Below are 18,729 nucleotides of genomic sequence, written 5' to 3'. Positions count from 1 at the left end.
TCGTTCTTAGGCGCTCTTCTGGGCTACCAGTTCGATTTCAACCAGCATTTCCGGGTCGAGGATCGGCAGGACGTGGACCAGCGAGAGTGTGGGGCGGATCTCGCCGAAGACCTCGCCGTGCGCGCGGCCGGCGTCTTCCCACTTGCTGATGTCCGTCAAGTACAGCTTGGACTGGACGACGTCCCCGTAGGAGAAACCGGCGTCGGCCAGGACCGCACCCAGCTTTTCGAGGATGTATTTGGTCTGTGAGTAGAAATCATCGCCCACGATGCCATCAGGCCCGGACGCGGCCGTGGCCGAAATGAAGAGGGTGTTGTCCACCTGGACCGCACGTGAGTATCCAAGGGTCTGTTCCCAGACCGAACCCGTGCCGAATGTCTTGCGCATGCCGCGCCTTTCTCAGTTTCCGCACCCGTCGCGGGTTGCAGGAGTGTGTTCGGGGTTTACGAGGAAACTTTATGGCTGGCAGACATCCTGCCGGTAAACGAACAGCTTTATGTCGGTCCCGGGCACGAACCAATCCCGTTCGGGCTCGCGCTCGAAACCGGTCTTGGCGTAAAGGGCGTTAGCGCTTTCCCACGTGGCACCCGTGGTGAGAGAAACAGCTTTGATGCCTTCCATGGCCCGGGCCTGGTCAACAACTGCCTGTACAAGTGCCCGTCCGGCTCCGGAGCGCTGCACTTCGGGGTCTACCACCAAAGTGCGCATTTCGAGTTCGTCCGGGAACCCGATGTCCGAAAAGTCGCCGCCTGCTTTGGCCGAGGTGACAGAGCCGATAACTTGGCCGTCGCGCTCGGCGACGAAAACATCCGCGTGCCGGGCACGGTCTGCCACATCGCGGAGCTTCTGCAGATACGGGTGGTCCGGACTGCCGTAGTAGCCGGCGGTCACGTAGGAGGCCATCGTGATACGGGCTACGGCGTCGTAGTCTTCGGGCAGGGCGGGACGGACGGTAATCTGCGAATGCACTGATCCATGGTAGTCGCGTCCGAGGTTCCACGGGTGCCAAAGCGGCGTTTCCGTGACGGAACTATCACCCCGAGGGCCTAAGTTTCGGTTGCGGCGCCCTGCCCCCGACGCTCCTGCAGATATGCACCCCAATCCCCCGACGCACGCTCAGATATAGGTGAAGGAGCGTTGTAGGAATACCCCGCATAGGTGAAGGAGCGTTGGGGGAACACCCTCCAGGACCCGGAGCTAGAGCGGGAACTTGCCCGAGAGTTCCAAGGTGCCCGCGCAAGTCCAGGCTTCCAAGCGGTCCGCATCCGTGGGTCCGCCGTCCAGCGGGCTGGCCAACCGGGGTCGGCGGACCCAGCAACCGGCTTCTTCGGCAATCAGGGCACCGGCCGCGTAGTCGTGTTCGTTGAGCCCGCGTTCTCCGAAGGCATCGTGGGTGCCATCGGCCACGAGGCAGAGATCCAGCGCCGCGGAGCCCAGCCGGCGGAGATCGGCGAAACCTTCCATGAGGGTCCCGAGTCCGGCGAACTGCTCAGCCCTCGTGGCGGGATCGTAGCTGAACCCGGAGGCCACGATCAGCCCGGTCCGGCCCAGTAGCGGCCCGCTCAACTGGGTGCGCTGGTCTTTTTCCTCAAGCCACGCTCCGTGGCCGCGTGCGGCCGAGTAGACGCGTCCGAGTGCCGGGGCGTTGACTACCCCGGCCAGCCAAACGCCGTCGGCATCCGCAACGGCCACGGACGTTGCGTAGTAGACGATGTTCCGGATGAAGTTGGTGGTGCCGTCCAGGGGGTCGATGGACCATCGGTAGCCACTGGGCTGCTCGGGCTGGGTGGTGCCGTGCTCTTCGCCCGTGATGGCGTCGTGCGGGCGGGCTGCGGTAATGGCGTCCCGCACTGCGTTCTCTGCTGCGACGTCGAAGGCGGTCACCCAGTCGCCGGCGTCGCCCTTGTTGACGACGCCGAGACTCCCGGCCGCGTTGCCGCCGGCCGGCCGGCGGGCGAGAACGTCTGCTCCGGCCTCAGCTGCTGCGCGGGCGACGGCGAGAAGCTCCAAGACGTCGGCCGTCATTCCGAAGCTTCCATGTCCGACACGGACGCCATTTCGGCTGCGGCATTCTCCATCGCGGCAAGGGCTGAGTCTTCTGCACCTTCATCATCTGTCTCCGCGCCGCCGGCAGGTTCCAGCACGCCGTCGAGCAATGCCTTGAAGCCGTCCTCGTCCAGTACACGGATGCCGAGCTGTTCGGCCTTGTCCAGCTTGGAGCCGGCGTTCTCCCCGGCAACCACGTAGCTGGTGTTCTTGGATACCGAACCGGCAGCCTTGCCGCCCCTGATGATGATGGCCTCCTTGGCTTCGTCGCGGCTCAGCGTGGGCAGCGATCCCGTCACCACGATGGTGAGGCCTTCCAGGTTCCGCTGGATGCCCGCGTCGCGTTCGTCAACCATGCGAACTCCGGCGGCTGCCCAGCTGTCAACGATTTCCTGGTGCCAGTCCACAGCAAACCATTCCTTGAGTGCGGCGGCGATGGTGGGGCCGACACCATCAACGTTGGCCAGTTCTTCTTCTGACGCCGCCCGGATGGCATCCATGCTCCCAAAGGCCGTAGCCAGCGCCCGTGAAGCCGTGGGACCCACGTGCCGGATGGACAGGGCAACCAGGACGCGCCAGAGGGGTTGTGTCTTGGCTTTCTCGAGTTCCTTGAACAGCTTGTCCGTGGTGGCCGTGGGTTTTGAGGGGGTCTTCGCGGTGGGCTTGGAATAGAAATACGGCACCAATTCGAAGGTTCCCGTGCCCACGCCCTTGGAGCGCTTCTCGCGGTGGATGCGTACCTCGGCGAGATCCTCCGCGTTGAGGCTGAACAAGGCCGCCTCGCTGCGAAGGGGCGGGGCTTCCGGCTCCGCGGGCTGGGTGAGCGCGATGGCTGCTTCCCACCCCAAAGCCTCGATGTCGAAGGCGCCGCGGCTCGCCACATGGAAAACACGCTCGCGCAGCTGTGATGGGCAGGACTTGGCGTTGGGGCAGCGGATGTCCACGTCCCCTTCCTTGGCCGGAGCCAGGGGCGTGTGGCAGGACGGGCATTCGGTCGGCATCACGAACTCGCGCACCGGAGGATCTTGCTGATCCCGCAGCGCAAGGACCGGACCGACAATCTCAGGGATAACATCGCCGGCCTTGCGGAGGACCACGATGTCGCCGATCATGACGCCCTTCGCCTTGACCACATCCTGGTTGTGCAGGGTGGCCATCTCCACGGTGGAACCGGCAACCTTGACCGGTACCATCACCCCGTAGGGCGTGACGCGGCCAGTGCGGCCAACGTTGACCTGGATGTCCAGCAGCTTGGTGTGGACCTCCTCCGGCGGGTATTTGTAGGCAACGGCCCAACGAGGCACGCGCGAAGTGTAGCCAAGGGCACGCTGCGTGGCGAAGTCGTCGATCTTGACCACGATGCCGTCGATCTCGTGCAGGAGGTCGTGCCGATGTTCACCGAAGTGCTTGATGAACTCCAGGACCTCCTCGAGGGAGTCCAGGACCTTCAGGTACGGGCTGACCGGCAGGCCCCACTCCTCCAGCAGCTTGTACGTTTCGGACTGGCTGGCGGAGTCGAGGCCTTCGCGCGCGCCGATGCCGTGGACGAACATCCGCAATGGACGCTTGGCTGTTTCCGCGGGGTCCTTCTGCCGCAACGAACCGGCCGCGGCATTGCGGGGGTTGGCCAGCGGCGCCTTGCCGGCCTCGATCAGGGCCGCGTTGAACTCCGTGAAAGCCTTGGACGGAATAAAGACTTCACCGCGGATTTCCACCTCGGAGGGGTATCCGCTGCCGCTGAGCTGGCGCGGGATCTCCTTGATGGTCAGCACGTTGTGGGTGATGTCCTCGCCCGTGGTGCCGTCTCCGCGGGTGGCGGCACGAACCAGTTTGCCGTCGCGGTAGAGCAGGTTCACTGCCAGGCCGTCGATCTTCAGCTCGGTCAGCCAGGCAATCCGGGAAGCCGTTGTGCCCAGTTTCTCGACCGACGCCTCGGCCTTGCGGACCCACGCTTCGAGCTCGTCCAGCGAGAAGACATCCTCCAGGCTGTACATCCTCTGGAGGTGCTCGACGGCGGCGAACGCGGCCGACACTTCGCCGCCCACTTCCTGCGTGGGGGAATCGTTTGAGACGAGCTCGGGGTGCAGTGCCTCGAGTTCCTCAAGGCGGCGGTACAGGGAGTCGAACTCGGCATCCGAGACCGTCGGCGCGTCTTCTTGGTAGTACGCGTAGCGGTACTTGCGGACGAGGTCTGCCAGGTTTTCGTACTCTTCCCGCACGGATTCGGCCGGAACTGCGGTTTCGCTTTCTGCTGTGCTCACGTACCTATCTTGCCGTAAAGCCGCGACAAAATAAGGCCGCTGGACGACAAGCAGGAATCAATGTGCGGAGAACCGGTTCCGGCTCCACAAAGCGAAGGCTATGCCGCCTGCCGCCACCAAAAGCACACCGCCCATGATGGCAATCACGCCGAACATGTCCGAACCCGGCCCCTTGTCACCACTGACAGCAGCCGCCTGGGTGGCCTTGAGCCCCTCCTGGATAGGAGTATCCCAATTGGACGACGCCGACGGCGAGGCGCTGCTCGTCGTCGGGCTTGCCGATGTGGTCGCCGGGCTGGTAGCTGCTGGAGCCTCCGACGGCGCGCCGCTGGGTTCCGGTTCGACGGTCACCTGCGTCGTGGGAGCCGGCGCGGGTGCGGGTTCGGCGGGTGCGGGTGCCACCGGAGCGGGCGGCGCCGGTGCGACGACGGGTGGCTTGGAGGGCGCGGGATCCACCACCTTTGGCTGGGTCGGGGTGGGCTCAGTTGGTGCGGGGCCCGGTGCTGGGGACGTGGGCGAAACTTGTACCTGGCCCGGGGCCATCGCGGTCTCGGCGTGGGCCGAAAGCAACGGGAAAGCGCACATCACCATGGCCATGGCAATGCCCGCGAGGACAACGGAAAACGGGCGTCGCACGGCGGCACGGGTCGCGCCGCCAGAGTGCGCGGAGGAGCGTTGGGTCATGTTTACCTCTGCAGGACGGCGCAGGCCGCCCGGAGTTGGGGTGGTATTGACGGGAATCTTCCTACAAAGTCCGGGCGTGTCGCAAATTCCGTCCCCCAAAAGCGTTGCCGGCATGAGCGGGGACCTGCCCCTCCGGCGTCGTTCTATGTGATCCTGGCATCCACCACGATCGCGGTGACGTTGTCCCGTCCGCCGCTGCGCAAGGCCTCCTGGATAAGGGCATCCACTGCCTCCTGCGGCTGCCCCACGGTGCTCAGGATCCGGAACATATGCTCGTCGCTCAGCTCCCCGGTGAGTCCGTCCGAGCAGATCAGTATCCGGTCCCCTTCCTGAACGGGCAGCAACCAGAAGTCCGCTTCGTTCTCGCCGCCGGTGCCGAGGGCCCTGGTCACCACATGGCGGCGCGGATGCACAGCGGCCTCTTCACGCGTGATCCTGCCAGCGTCGACGAGTTCCTGGACTTCCGAATGGTCCACGCTGATCTGTCTGAAATCGCCCCGGCTCAGGTGATACGTCCGCGAGTCACCGATGTTCATGATTAGCCAATAAAGGACGCCCATTTGCTCGGCGACGACGACTCCGGACAGCGTTGTTCCGGCCCGCCCACCCGTGGCATTCCGGATCTGGGAGTCGGCGGCAAGGATACATTCTTGCAGGGCGACGGCCGTCGCCGATCGGACGCCCGCCGCCAATTGCGGCATGCTGCCAAGAGTACGGACGCACAATGCGCTGGCAATCTCGCCTGCCTCATGCCCGCCCATGCCGTCAGCCACCGCGAAGACCGGATCCACAGCAATGAGCGAGTCTTCGTTGATTTCTCGACTGAGTCCCCGGTCCGTCCCGTAGCCGTAGCTCAGCGTGAATCCTGGCTCAAGGGCGGTCGCTGCGGACTGTGAATTCATTCTTGTCCTCGGTGGAAAGCACGGTTAGCAAAAGTGGGCTCTAGGGTGGCGGAGACGACTATGCCACGATCCGAGAGTTAACTCCAAGGACGGCGTCCACGGGATCAGTCGAGAACCAGCCCTTTGCCAAGCCCGCGTGCAAGCCGGACGGGGAGGATTTCCCCGAAGCCGCGAACGTTTTCAGCGGTCTGGGGAACCAAGACGAAACGCTCGTCCTGGCCCAGGGCCGCCGCCGTCATCTCATCAACCAGGACCGTGCCCGGTTCCGCCAACGCGGTGAGGCGGGCTGCCAGGTTGACGGTAGGGCCGTAAATATCGCCGAGCCTGGAAAGGATCCGTCCCCAGACCATGGCCACGCGGGCTTCCGGCAGGATTTCGTCTTCCGTGAAGGCTTGGGCGAGCGCCAAGGAGATTTCAGCGCCCGCGGTAGGCGTCTCGGCAATGTAGAGGACTTCGTCGCCGACCGTCTTCACGAGGCGTCCGCCGCCGATGGAAATAATCTCTGCGCACTTGTTCTCGAAGCGCTGGACCAACTGGGCCAGGGTCTTCTCGTTCATGCGGCGGGAGAGGCTCGTATAGGAGACAAGGTCGGCAAAGCCCACGGCGCGCGCCAGCGGCAGCGGGGCATCGTCTTCATCGCCCTCGCGGCCCGCCTCGCTGGCCTGCAAGCCGGCTTCGGCGCGGACGGCCAAGCGCTGCACGCCGGCGTTCATCTGGCGGCGCCACGAGTACAAGAGGATCTCCTCCATGGCGTCCACGAGGTTGGGCAGTTCATTGACCAACTGTTTGCGTGCAACGGCGTCGGGAATGCCTTGCTGCATCACCATGTCTTCGATCAGTGCCTCGACTTGCCACACCACCATGCGGTCAGTCATCTGGCCGATGGCCCGGGTCACGGAAATGGCGGCTTCCTCGGTGAGCTTCCCGGCTCGGACAAGGTCAAGAATGGTGGACAGTGCGGCGAGGTCGCGTTCCGTGAACGCTACGTCCTGGTCTCCGAAGTTGGGGAAACCCAAGGCGCGCCACAGTTTGCGGGCGGACAGCAGGGAGACACCTGCGCCGGCAGCCACTTCACGACGCCGGAGTTTGCGTTCGCCGCCCAGCAGCCTGCTTTCAAGCGCCTTGATGGCCAGCCGCTCGGATGACAGGGCCCCGGTGGGCGGGGGCACGACGGGAAGGACCCCCGTAGGTGCGGGGTCCACGGAAGGTTCAGGCACGGCGTCGGGCTCGTGGTCCATGTACTCAGGCTCCTGCTCGTCAACGCTCATCACTTCCACCTTCTCTCACATCCCAGGGCAACGCTTCATTCGGGTATTCGGCAAAACCGTCAAACTCGCCGGCTCCGTCACCGAACCTGACACTCGGCGGAAGCTCGGCCATGGCTTCCAGGATGAAACTCCTGAATTTGCCGACCTCCGGGACATCCGCAAGAACGGTGTCGCCGGGGTGCCCGGTATCCAAGGATATATTCCCGGAGCGCAATATCCGTTGGAGCAGCGATTGTTTGATCCCCACGCTGCGCACCGCGGCCAGGGGAACCTGCCAGTCGTCCCGGCGAAGCATTCCAAAACGGGCAACTATCCGTCCGCTGGTCAGGATGTAGCGAATGCCACGCCAGCGGATGAATGCGGGGAGGCTGTAACCAAGCAGCACGATCGCCACAATGGCCAGGCACGCGCCCACCAGCCATTGGGTCCACTCACCCGTGATGAGGGGAAGCAGCTTGCCCGGTCCGCCCTTGACTATCCAGGCACATGCGAAAGCCGCCGCAGCCGGGACGAGTATGAATGCCAGGACGGGACCAAAGAGCATCCTTGGCTGCTGCCGCGTGATCACGATGACTTGCTCCCCACGCAGGAGCTCTCTACGCATAACCGCTTTCTGTAGCCCTCAGGTGGACGACGTCGCCGGCGGTCACCACGTGCTCGCGGCCGCCATGGTCCACCACCAAAAGGGAACCATACTCATCCAACCTGGACGCATGCCCCACCAATTCGTGGTCGCCCGGCAGATGAGCTTTCACTTCGCGTCCCAAGGTGACCATGACGGCTTCCACCCGCTTGTGCAGGGACGAACCACCGGCCAGTCCCGCAGTGGGATCGCCGTCGGCATTGCAGAAACTGCGGTACAGCGCTGCGAAACGGGACAGGTAGCTTCGGAGAAGGACGGTGCGGTCCGTGGTGGTTGCGCCCTCGAGCAGGAGGGACGTCGCCGTGGGGACAGGCAATTCATCCTCGTCGAGCGTCACGTTGAGGCCGGTACCCAGGATCACAGCGGGAACCGATCCGTCCCCCATCGGCCCCATCTGCGCCAGGATGCCGGCGATCTTCTTGCCCCGGACCAGGACATCGTTGGGCCATTTGATTTCGGCGGGAAGCCCAGCCGTTTCCAGCAGCGTCTCCCGCAAGGCGAGCGCCCCCAGCAGGGAGAGCCAGGAGTAGCTCTGGGTCGCTACGGGCAGGCCTTGGGCATTGACGGGACGCAGGACGATCGAAACCGAAATCGCCGAGCGGGCCGGAGACTCCCAGTGGCGGTCGAGCCTTCCCCGCGCCGCTGTCTGGTGCTCTGCGGTGAGGACCGCGAGGTCGGCCCACTCCTTGGGTTCCGTGGTGACGGCATGCAGCAGGTCGGCATTGGTGGAGCCTGTGGTCTCGACAATCTTCAGTTGCGAAATACCAGCGGCCGCGAGGAAGTCAGGATGAAGCAGGGCATCGCGGTCCAGGCCCAAGCGCGGGTCACGTGGTTCGCTGCTTACAGGCTGTTCGACGTCCATAGACAGAATCCTATCCAGCCAAGCTGGTCCCGGAAGAAGATGTCCGCTCAGAGGAAGATGTCAGCCACGAGCTTCTCCTCCGGGGCACCCAGGCTGTAGGGCGTGAAGTCCGCGACCCCCGCGGCCTTCAGTACCTGTTCGTCGGTGTAGAAGTTGCCGGTTTTGCTGGTTGAACCGGCCGAGACTGTGGTCAGGTGCGCCCCTGTCAGCACAGCGTGGGCCGCGTCGGCCATGATTTCCGGACCTCTGGCCGCCTGGACGATCTGCTCCCCGCCAGGCATGTTTCGGATGGCCGCGGTGTCGATGAGCGTGCAGGGCCACAAGGAGTTGACCGCCACGCCGTCGTTCTTGAGTTCTTCGGCGAGGCCCAGCGTGGTGAGGCTCATGCCGTACTTCGCCATGGTGTACGCCAAGTGCATGCCGGCCCACTTCGGGTCGAGGTTCAGGGGCGGAGAAAGAGTCAGGATGTGGGCATTACCCGATTTCCGCAGGGCGGGCAACGCGAGCTTGGATAGCAGGAACGTGCCGCGCACGTTGATGTCCTGCATGAGGTCGTAGCGCTTCATGTCAATCGCGTCAGTGCGGGAGAGGTCGATCGCCGAAGCGTTGTTGACCACGACGTCGATCCCGCCGAAGCTCTCGACGGCGGCGGCAACCGCCGCGGCAACGTCGCCGTCGTTGCGGACATCCCCGACGAGCGGCAGCGCGTAGCCACCGGCTGCTTCCACCTGCTCGGCAGCCGTGAAGACCGTGCCCTCCAGCTTGGGGTGGGGTTCCCCGGTCTTGGCCATGAGAACGATGTTCGCGCCGTCGCGGGCCGCGCGGGTGGCGATCGCCAAGCCGATGCCTCGGCTGCCGCCGGACATCAGGATGGTGCGGCCCCTCAGTGATCCACGTGCCTGGTAGGGAAGGGCAGGGTTTGCAGAAGCGTCGTTGCTTGAGGTCATGAGGACACTGTAGCCCACCTATGTTACCAGCGAGTAACATTGCTTGATGCTCGACTTGAAGTCGGAAAATTGTAGGGTTTCTACAGAGGTCTGTGGCTTTTGCGTCATTAGACTAGCCAACAGGGCCCGCACTTTGTACGGATGCTACTTAAGAGCGCATGCCTACGAAGCAGTGCCAGCGTAAATCAGCTACAGAGCCGGAGACATTTGATGAGCCACGATCTGACAACGACAGCGGGAAAGATTGCCGACTTCCGCGACCGCCAGGCCCGTGCAGAACAACCATCCGGTCCCGAAGCCATCGAGAAGCAGCATGCCCGCGGCAAGAACACAGCCCGCGAACGCATTGACATGCTCCTCGACGAGGGTTCGTTCGTAGAGTTCGACGCGTTGGCCGTACACCGCTCCACAGCTTTCGGCATGGAGAAGAAGAAGCCGCTGGGTGACGGCGTCGTCTCAGGCTACGGCACCGTTGATGGCCGCCTGATCGCCATCTACAGCCAGGAGTTCAGCGTCTACGGCGGTTCCCTGAGCCAGGTCAACGGCGAGAAGATCGTCAAGGTCCAGGAATTCGCCCTCCGCAATGGCTGCCCGATGGTGGGCATCAACGACGGCGGCGGCGCGCGCATCCAGGAAGGCGTAGCCTCACTGGCCATGTTCGCCGACATCTTCCGGAACAACGTCCATTCCTCCGGCGTCGTCCCCCAGATTTCCCTCATCATGGGCCCGTGCGCCGGCGGCGCGGCCTACTCCCCCGCCCTCACCGACTACGTGGTGATGGTGGACAAGACCTCCCATATGTTCATCACGGGCCCGGACGTCATCAAGACCGTCACCGGCGAAGACGTGGACATGGAGACCCTCGGCGGCGCGCGCCAGCACAACGCCACCACCGGCACCTCCACCTACCTTGCCAGCGACGAAGCCGACGCGATCGAATTCGTCCGCGAACTCCTGGACTTCCTGCCGTCCAACAACCTCTCCGAGGCCCCCGTCCTGGAGCACCAGCAAGAACTAGAGCTCGACGACGACGACCTCGCCTTGGACACGCTCATCCCGGACTCGGCCAACCAGCCCTACGACATCCGCAAGGTCATCGAACAGATCGTGGATGACGCCCATTTCCTCGAAATGCAGTCGCTCTACGCCCCCAACGTGATCATCGGCTACGGCCGCGTTGAAGGCCACACTGTTGGCATCGTCGCCAACCAGCCCATGCAGTTCGCCGGCACGCTGGACATCTCTGCCTCGGAAAAGGCCGCCCGCTTTGTCCGGCACTGCGATGCCTTCAACGTTCCCATCATCACGTTGGTGGACGTCCCCGGCTTCCTGCCGGGCAAGGACCAGGAATTCCAAGGCATCATCCGCCGCGGAGCCAAGCTGCTTTACGCCTACGCCGAAGCCACCGTGCCCAAGCTGACGGTCATCACCCGCAAGGCCTACGGCGGAGCGTACATCGTGATGGGTTCCAAGAAGCTCGGCGCCGACCTCAACTTGGCCTGGCCCACGGCACAGATCGGCGTCATGGGCGCCCAAGGCGCCGTCAACATCCTGTACCGCCGCGATCTTGCAGCCGTCGCCGAAGCCGGCGGCGACGTCGAAGGCAAGCGTGCCGAGATCATCCGCCAGTACGAGGAAGAACTCCTCAACCCTTACCAGGCAGCCGAACTGGGTTACGTGGATGCCGTCATCGCGCCGTCGGAGACCCGCCTGCAAATCATCAAGGGCCTCCGCGCCCTTCGCGACAAGCGCGCCAGCCTGCCCACCAAAAAGCACGGAAACATCCCCCTGTGAGCGCCGAACAGAACCTCCCAGACTCCACGGACACGGCACCGGCCGAGCCCTTGCTTTCGGTGGTCAAGGGAAACCCGACGCCGGAAGAGCTCGCGGCGCTTGCCGCCGTCGTCGCTTCCCTCGAAGCGCCACAGGAAGCCGAAACCGTACCGCCCAGCACGCGGCACTGGCTGCGGCGGCAGCAACTGCGCATGGACCCCGCGCCGGGGCCGGGCGCCTGGAAGCGCAGCCGGGGTTAACCAAGAGGCTCCACTGCTCCGGAGAACTCTGCAATAACCCTTTCATAAGGGGCCGGGGCGCGGTTAGGCTCTTGGGGTGACTACTGAAAACACCACTCCGGTACGTTCCCAGACCGCCATCGACGCCGTAGCTGACGCGTACACCGACACGCTTCTGGCATTGAACCCGAGCCTCGCCACCACCCTCGGCCTGCCCGGACACGAAACCGAATACCAGGACTTCTCGCCCGCGGGCGCGGCCGCGTTCGCCAAGGCAGCACGCGACACACTCGACGAACTGGCCACGCTCGAACCCGCGGACGCCTCCGACGTCATTACCCTTGACGCGATGCGCGAGCGGCTCGGCCTGACGCTCGAGATCCACGAGACCGGCTGGGACGCCGCGGATCTGAACAACATCGAGTCCCCGGCCCAGACCATCCGTGCGATCTTCGACCTCATGCCCACCGATACTGCCGAACACTGGGAGCACATCGCGGGCCGCGCGGCCAACGTCCCGGAAGCGATCGACGGATACATGGCGTCACTTCGTTCCGCGAGGGACGCAGGGAAGGTCTCCGCCGTCCGCCAAGTCAAGATCGTCATCGAACAGACCAGCAAGTACGCGGCCGAGGACGGCTTCTTCGCCAAGCTTGCCTCCGAAGCCGCCATCGATGGCCAGCTGCTGCCCGCACAACTGCAGGAAAAGCTCGACGCCGGGGTCGCCGTCGCCCGCTCCGCTTACAAGCGCCTCGCCGCCTTCCTCGAAGCGGAGCTTCTCCCCTTCGCTCCCGAAAAGGACGCCGTGGGCCGCGAGCGCTACGCACTGGCCTCGCGTTCCTTCCTCGGCGCAACCGTGGACTTGGAGGAAACATACAACTGGGGCGTGCAGGAACTCGACAGGCTCATCTCCGAACAGGAACGGGTGGCCGAGCAAATCAAGCCCGGCGCTTCCATCGACGAGGCCAAGGCCATCCTCAACAACGATCCAACCCGGCAGATCAAGGGCACCGATGCCCTCAAGGCGTGGATGCAGGAGCTCTCCGACCGCGCAGTGTCCGAACTGGCCGACGTCCACTTCGACATCCCGGACATCATGAAGACGCTAGAGTGCCGCATCGCACCCACCGACGAAGGCGGCATCTACTACACCGGCCCCTCGGACGATTTCTCCCGGCCCGGCCGCATGTGGTGGTCCGTCCCCGCAGGCGAGGACACCTTCACCACCTGGGCCGAAACCACCACGGTCTTCCACGAGGGGGTGCCGGGCCACCACCTCCAGGTGGCCACCGCCGTCTACCGTCGCGAGCTCCTCAACAACTGGCGGCGCAATGTCTGCTGGGTCTCCGGACACGGCGAAGGCTGGGCCCTCTACGCCGAGAAGCTCATGCTGGAGCTCGGCTACCTCAAGGATCCGGGCGACCACATGGGCATGCTGGACATGCAACGCATGCGTGCGGCCCGCGTCGTGTTCGATATCGGCGTTCACCTTGAGCTGCAAGTACCGGAACGTTGGGGCAGCGGCACATGGACCTCGGAAAAGGGCTTCGAATTCCTCAAGGCCAACCTTCCCATCAGCGCTGGCCAGCTCCAGTTCGAATTCACCCGGTACCTCGGCTGGCCAGGGCAGGCTCCGTCGTACAAGGTGGGGCAGCGGCTATGGGAGGAAATCCGGGCCGAATTGGAACGCCGCGACGGGTTCGACTTGAAGTCCTTCCACACGGATGCGCTGAACATCGGCTCTGTTGGGCTGGATACTCTCCGCCGGGCGCTGCTGGGTTAACGCAACTCCCCCGCCCGGGTCCCGCCCGGTGACCGGCGCGGCTCCGGGTGGGCACGAGCCACGAGCCACTGCGGTTCGCTAATGCACGCGAGACATTCCCCACATTCCGTCCGGGAATAACTTCATAAATGGGTGGATTGGCGGCGAATTCCCGGGTTGTTGGGGCTGTTGGTTGAAATTGTGGCCGTAACATTTCTCAACCTCGGATCGCGGTGGTATTTTTCCGGGCCTAGTTTGTTCCGGTGAGCAATTCATCCAACACTTCGACTTCCGCCGGAAAGACCTCGTCCCGGCTTCCCAAGTGGGCAACGTCCTTCGGCGTCCAGATCATCGCGGCCCTGGTGATCGGCTTGGCGCTCGGCCTCCTGGCCAAGGCCACCGGCAGCACCAAGGCGGCTCCCAACGGGCTCGGTGCCACTTTGCAGACCATCGGCTCAAGCTACGTCTCGCTGCTGCAGACCGCCGTCGTGCCCCTGATCTTCACCGCCGTGGTGAGTTCCATCGCGAACCTTCGCCAAGTGTCCAATGCGGCGAAACTGGCGTGGAACACCCTGCTTTGGTTCGCCATCACTTCGCTCATCGCGGTGCTGATCGGCATCGGACTAGGCGTACTCCTGCAGCCGGGTGCCGGTACGGGCATCACCAAGAAGGCCGAATATGCCGGAACCACCGGCGACTGGTGGGCATTCCTCACCGGCCTGTTCCCGAAGAACTTCCTCGGCCTGGGCGCCAGCACCACCGTCACCAATGGCGTCGCCAGCACGTCGGTCAGCTTCAACGTGCTGCAGATCCTGGTGATCGCCATCGCCGTCGGAGTCGCAGCCCTCAAGGTCGGTAAGCAAGCCGAACCATTCCTGAACCTCAATGCGTCGGCCCTCGCCGTCATCCAGAAGGTCCTCTGGTGGATCATCCGCATCGCCCCGCTGGGCACCATCGGCCTGATCGGCAACGCTGTTGCCGTCTACGGCTGGGACACCATTGGTTCGCTCGGCAAGTTCACCGTGGCCATCTATGTAGGCCTCGCCCTGGTGCTGTTCGTGGTTTACCCCATCTTGGTCAAATCCCATGGACTGTCCGTCAAGCAATACTTCTCGGGCGTGTGGCCCGCCGTGCAGCTGGCATTCGTCTCACGCTCCTCGATCGGCACGCTGCCACTCACCCAGCGCGTCACGGAGCGCAACCTCGGAGTTCCCCAGGGCTACGCCTCGTTCGCAGTACCGTTGGGCGCCACGACCAAGATGGACGGTTGCGCGGCCATCTACCCGGCCGTTGCCGCGATCTTCGTAGCCCAGTTCTTCGGCGTCAACCTGGACATCAGCCAGTACCTGCTGATCGTAGTGGTTTCGGTTCTCGGTTCCGCAGCAACTGCAGGTACCACGGGCGCAGTCGTCATGCTCACGCTGACCCTGTCCACGCTGGGACTGCCGCTCGCCGGCGTCGGGCTCCTCCTGGCGATCGACCCGATTCTGGACATGGGCCGCACGGCAGTCAACGTCGCCGGACAGGCTTTGGTTCCGGCAATCGTCGCCAAGCGCCAGGGAATCCTGGACGAATCCCTCTACAACGCGCCCCGCAAGGGAAAGGCGTTCGCCGCTGAGGACAACGCAGTCTCTCCGGAGCCTGCCGACGGAAGTCGCGAACTCGCGGACGCCAAGGCCTAAGCGGCGGCCACCATCGCGACCCACCATCGCGCGGACGAATCCCCGGGGAATGCCCTGGGGATTCGTCCTTTTAACGGTGAGTTGTGGCGGATTCTGGAACCTTTCCAGCAGTAGGGCAGTCAACAACGGCCGGAGACGCACGACCGTCTCCGGCCGTTTACTTTTGATGAGCCAAGATTTAACTTGCCCTGAGTGCAAAGTTGCACTTAGTGTAAATAGGTGACAACTTCCGACGCCACCACCCTCCCCTCGCGCAGGGAACAGAACAAACTGGCCACCCGCCAAGCGATCGCGGACGCAGCCCTCGCCATGTTGCGCAGCAGGGGAGTTGGCAATTTCACCGTGGAAGACATCGCGGAAGCGGCCGGCGTATCCCGGCGTACCTTCTTCAACTACTTCCCCAGCCTCGAAACCGCTTTGGCGTCAGTGACTGAAGGCTTCCTGGACCATGCCCTGGAACAATTCCGCCTGCGCCCTTCGGACGAACCCATCCTCGATTCGGCCCGGGCCGCCCTCATGGCGCTGGCCGACCCCATGACGGTTTCCCCCATGGCCGAGCTTTTCAGCCTCACCCACGACAACCGGGCCCTGGTACGTTCCGAACTCGAAGCCTGGGACCATTGCACTACGCAGATCATCAACGCCGCCCGCCATCGCCTCGGCCCGGGTGTCAATGAGCTCTATTTGCGGGCCCTGGCCGGATCCATCATTTCGTGCGGCAAGGCAGCCATGAGCGTCTGGTTCGAACAACGCGGCCCGGATCTTTCCCCCGAATCCCTGGCGAGCCTGCGGCAGCACTTGATCGACGCCATTGGCCTGCTCGGTTCAGGCTTCACTGCACCCGCCCCTCAAGGACCGGAGCCCCACGGCACGGCATCCCAAGACCCGGGGTCCCAGGGCCCTGCCTCCCGCGCCACTCAGCCAGCGGCTGACCCCCAACACTCGGCATAACCACACACCGACAGATCGGTTCCGATATGGCACTCCTGCTCTACCGTCTTGGCAAGTTCTCCTACCATCACCGCTGGCTGGTGATCTCCCTCTGGCTAGCCGTACTCATCGCCGTCGGCGGCTCCGCAGCAGCCTTCCACGGCACCATGTCCAACAACTTCCAGATCCCCGGCACGGAGACCCAGCAGATGCTGGACAAACTCAAGAAGGACCTTCCGGCCTCCTCGGGTGGTTCCGCGGGGATCGTCTTCGAAGCCGGCGACGCCGGATTCAACCAAGCCGGCAAGGACGCCATTGCGTCGGCCCTCACCAAGCTGGAAAAACTGCCGGACGTGCAGTCCACGGTCAATCCCTTCGCCACCCAAGCGCAGCTGGACAAGGCACCGTCCGATCTTGCTGCCGGCGAACAGAAAGCCGCCGCCGGGCAGGCTGAGTTGGACAAGGCCCGGGCCACGCTCGATGCCGGCGACGACCAGCTCAAGGCCGCAGAGCAGCAAATGACCGCTGCCGGCATGCCCGCCGCGCAGATCCAGGCCCAACTTGCCCCGCAGAAGGCCGAATTGCTCGCCGGGCGTCAGAAGCTCGAAGCAGGCCAGAAACAGGCCACCGACGGAGCTGCAGCACTTGCCCTGGCCAAGCGCCAGGTCGCGGCGTCCCAAGGCATGCGATTCGTCTCTGCAGACGGCAAGGCGGCGATCGCCCAGGTCCAGTTCAAGACCTCCATTAACGGCTTGACCCCCGCCCTCAGGCAGCAAGTCCAGGACATAGTCCACGGAGTCTCGTCAGCAGGTGTCACAGCACTAGCGAGCAAGGAAATCACCGAGGACGTCTCCCAACTGTTCGGCGTCTCGGAAATCATCGGCATCGCCGTGGCGGCGATCGCCCTCATCGTGATGCTTGGGACGCTTGTCGCCGCGGGCTTGCCCCTCCTCATGGCGATCATCGGCGTGGCCGTGGGCGTCGGCGGAACGTTTGCCCTTACCGGCGTCATCGACATGAGCTCCATTTCCCCGATGCTCGCGCTCATGCTGGGCCTCGCCGTCGGGATTGACTACTCCCTCTTCATCGTCAACCGGCACCGCGGCCAGCTGCTTTCAGGGATGGACGCTGAGGAGTCCGTAGCCCTTGCCACGGGAACCTCAGGCAACGCCGTCCTTTTTGCCGGCCTCACCGTCGTCATCGCGCTTGCCGCATTGGTGGTTCCCGGGCTTCCGTTCCTCGCCGTCATGGGCCTTTCTGCCGCAGCGACCGTGGCAGTCGCCGTCGTCGTCTCCCTCACGCTGACCCCGGCAGTCCTCTCGCTGGTCGGCCGGAAGCTCATCTCCAAGCGGGCCTGGGCCAAAGCCGAGCGCCACAACGCCGAACCGGACCACGCCTTGGCAGATCGCGCCGAGGACCAGCGCCGGAGCAGCCGCGGTTGGGGCGGCCTCGTGACCCGCCACCCGGTGGTCTCGCTGCTTGCCGGTGTCGTGCTCCTCGGGGTGCTGGCGCTCCCGGCCTCCCAGTTGCGCCTCGCATTGCCCGACGGCGGTTCGGAACCGGTCGATTCGCAAGCGTTCAAGGCATATGACCTCACCCGCCGGAGCTTCGGCGAGGGCATGACCGGACCCATCGTGGTTGTCGGCACATTCCCGTCGGGACTCAGCGACGACCAGGCGAAGACCAAGCAGTTCGACGTAGCGGACAAGCTGCGCAGCGTCGACAACGTCGTGGCAGCCGTTCCGGTGGCGCTCAGCCAAGATCACCGCACCGCCGTTTTCCAGGTCATCCCCAAGGACGGGCCCGCCAGTGCCAGTACCGTTCAGGTGGTCTCGGAACTGCGCGCCAAGGGTTCCGAAATCCAGCAGGCCACCGGCGCCACCATTGGATTGACAGGACAGACGGCCGGCAACATCGACGTCTCCGCGAAGCTCGGTGCCGCGTTGCCCCCATACTTGGCGATCGTCGTCGGGCTCTCACTGATCCTGCTCCTGCTGGTGTTCCGTTCCATCGTGGTCCCGCTGCTCGCCACGGGAGGCTTCCTGCTTTCGCTCGCGGCAGCGTTCGGCGCGGTGGTGGCCGTGTACCAGTGGGGCTGGCTGGGCACCGTGTTCGACGTCGCCAACCCAGGAGCCGTGCTGAGCTTCCTGCCGATCATCCTGATTGGCGTGCTGTTTGGCCTTGCCATGGACTACCAGGTCTTCATCACGTCCGGCATGCGCGAATCGTTCATGCACGGCGAAAACGCGAAGCAAGCCGTCCGGAGCGGCTTCAGCCATGCTGCCGCCGTGGTCGCGGCCGCCGCCATCATCATGGTCAGCGTGTTTGCCGGCTTCATCTTCAGCCACCTGACAATGGTCCGGCCGCTCGGTTTCGCCATGGCGTTCGGCGTGCTCGTGGATGCGTTCGTGGTGCGGATGACCATCGTTCCAGCCGTGATGTACCTCTTGGGCGAGAAAGCCTGGTGGCTGCCGCGGTGGCTGTCCCGCATCCTGCCCGACGTCGACGTTGAAGGCGCCAAGCTTCAGCGCACGACGGCGGCAGGCAGCGCCAAGGAACTGGTCCACTAGGCGTCTGGTTGCCTCTCGACGGGCGTCGGTTCTGTGTTCAGAAGCGACGCCCACTCACCTTTAGCGCGCTTTCCCAAAACCCTCCCTCACCTCTAGTTATCCCCTAAAAGTGACGGAGCGTATCGGGATTTGGGCCCGGATGTGATGGAGCGTCGGGTGG

Annotated in this window: 16 protein-coding genes; 6 read left to right on the top strand and 10 right to left on the bottom strand. The window is 64.2% G+C overall.

Translation table 11 applies throughout. The features are described 5' to 3' along the window. Window positions 1-6: 6 nt before the first annotated feature. From LFT43_RS06145 to LFT43_RS06100, 10 genes are all read right to left on the bottom strand, one after another. Window positions 7-387 carry a RidA family protein gene (locus tag LFT43_RS06145; protein ID WP_395801644.1) on the bottom strand — a complete coding sequence of 127 codons (381 nt, stop codon included), beginning with the start codon at window positions 385-387 and terminating at the stop codon, window positions 7-9. Window positions 388-456: 69 nt separating this feature from the next. Beyond that, window positions 457-969 (bottom strand): GNAT family N-acetyltransferase, encoded by a 513-nt coding sequence (locus LFT43_RS06140; RefSeq protein ID WP_395801643.1) that lies wholly within the window; start codon window positions 967-969, stop codon window positions 457-459. Window positions 970-1,197: 228 nt separating this feature from the next. Then, a complete protein-coding gene (locus LFT43_RS06135; protein WP_395801642.1) occupies window positions 1,198-2,025 on the bottom strand; it encodes an inositol monophosphatase family protein in 828 nt (275 codons plus the stop codon). Further along, on the bottom strand, window positions 2,022-4,307 hold the full coding sequence (ligA, locus tag LFT43_RS06130; protein WP_395801641.1) for an NAD-dependent DNA ligase LigA: 2,286 nt from the start codon (window positions 4,305-4,307) through the stop codon (window positions 2,022-2,024). The genes LFT43_RS06135 and ligA overlap by 4 nt, the downstream gene beginning before the upstream one ends. Before the next feature lie 57 nt (window positions 4,308-4,364). Then, window positions 4,365-4,991, bottom strand: a complete 627-nt coding sequence (locus LFT43_RS06125) for a hypothetical protein (protein WP_395801640.1) — start codon at window positions 4,989-4,991, stop codon at window positions 4,365-4,367. Between the two features lie 143 nt (window positions 4,992-5,134). Next, window positions 5,135-5,893 (bottom strand): PP2C family protein-serine/threonine phosphatase, encoded by a 759-nt coding sequence (locus tag LFT43_RS06120; protein WP_395801639.1) that lies wholly within the window; start codon window positions 5,891-5,893, stop codon window positions 5,135-5,137. 104 nt (window positions 5,894-5,997) lie between these two features. Continuing rightward, on the bottom strand, window positions 5,998-7,161 hold the full coding sequence (locus LFT43_RS06115; RefSeq protein WP_395801638.1) for an adenylate/guanylate cyclase domain-containing protein: 1,164 nt from the start codon (window positions 7,159-7,161) through the stop codon (window positions 5,998-6,000). Beyond that, entirely contained in the window at window positions 7,151-7,765 is a 615-nt protein-coding gene (locus LFT43_RS06110; RefSeq protein ID WP_395801637.1) for a PH domain-containing protein, read from the bottom strand. The genes LFT43_RS06115 and LFT43_RS06110 overlap by 11 nt, the downstream gene beginning before the upstream one ends. Beyond that, complete coding sequence (locus LFT43_RS06105; RefSeq protein WP_395801636.1) at window positions 7,758-8,666, bottom strand: biotin--[acetyl-CoA-carboxylase] ligase; 909 nt, start codon at window positions 8,664-8,666, stop codon at window positions 7,758-7,760. Before LFT43_RS06105 ends, LFT43_RS06110 begins: the two co-directional genes overlap by 8 nt. A gap of 47 nt (window positions 8,667-8,713) precedes the next feature. Then, entirely contained in the window at window positions 8,714-9,613 is a 900-nt protein-coding gene (locus LFT43_RS06100; protein WP_395801635.1) for an SDR family oxidoreductase, read from the bottom strand. 210 nt (window positions 9,614-9,823) lie between these two features. On the opposite strand from LFT43_RS06100, the gene LFT43_RS06095 reads away from it, so the two are divergent. From LFT43_RS06095 to LFT43_RS06070, 6 genes are all read left to right on the top strand, one after another. Next, complete coding sequence (locus LFT43_RS06095; RefSeq protein WP_395801634.1) at window positions 9,824-11,407, top strand: acyl-CoA carboxylase subunit beta; 1,584 nt, start codon at window positions 9,824-9,826, stop codon at window positions 11,405-11,407. Then, the gene (locus LFT43_RS06090; RefSeq protein WP_395801633.1) at window positions 11,404-11,646 is read left to right on the top strand and encodes an acyl-CoA carboxylase epsilon subunit; all 243 of its coding nucleotides are present in this window, start codon (window positions 11,404-11,406) and stop codon (window positions 11,644-11,646) included. The genes LFT43_RS06095 and LFT43_RS06090 overlap by 4 nt, the downstream gene beginning before the upstream one ends. Window positions 11,647-11,722: 76 nt before the next feature. Further along, a complete protein-coding gene (locus LFT43_RS06085; RefSeq protein ID WP_395801632.1) occupies window positions 11,723-13,408 on the top strand; it encodes a DUF885 domain-containing protein in 1,686 nt (561 codons plus the stop codon). 242 nt (window positions 13,409-13,650) lie between these two features. Then, entirely contained in the window at window positions 13,651-15,069 is a 1,419-nt protein-coding gene (locus tag LFT43_RS06080; RefSeq protein ID WP_395801631.1) for a dicarboxylate/amino acid:cation symporter, read from the top strand. 219 nt (window positions 15,070-15,288) lie between these two features. Continuing rightward, a complete protein-coding gene (locus tag LFT43_RS06075; protein WP_395801630.1) occupies window positions 15,289-16,020 on the top strand; it encodes a TetR/AcrR family transcriptional regulator in 732 nt (243 codons plus the stop codon). 26 nt (window positions 16,021-16,046) lie between these two features. After that, entirely contained in the window at window positions 16,047-18,569 is a 2,523-nt protein-coding gene (locus tag LFT43_RS06070) for an MMPL family transporter (protein ID WP_395801629.1), read from the top strand. Window positions 18,570-18,729: the final 160 nt, after the last annotated feature.

Source organism: Arthrobacter sp. FW306-04-A (assembly GCF_044358315.1).
Taxonomy (GTDB): Bacteria; Actinomycetota; Actinomycetes; order Actinomycetales; family Micrococcaceae; genus Arthrobacter.
This window is presented reverse-complemented; position numbering and strand designations above follow the sequence as displayed.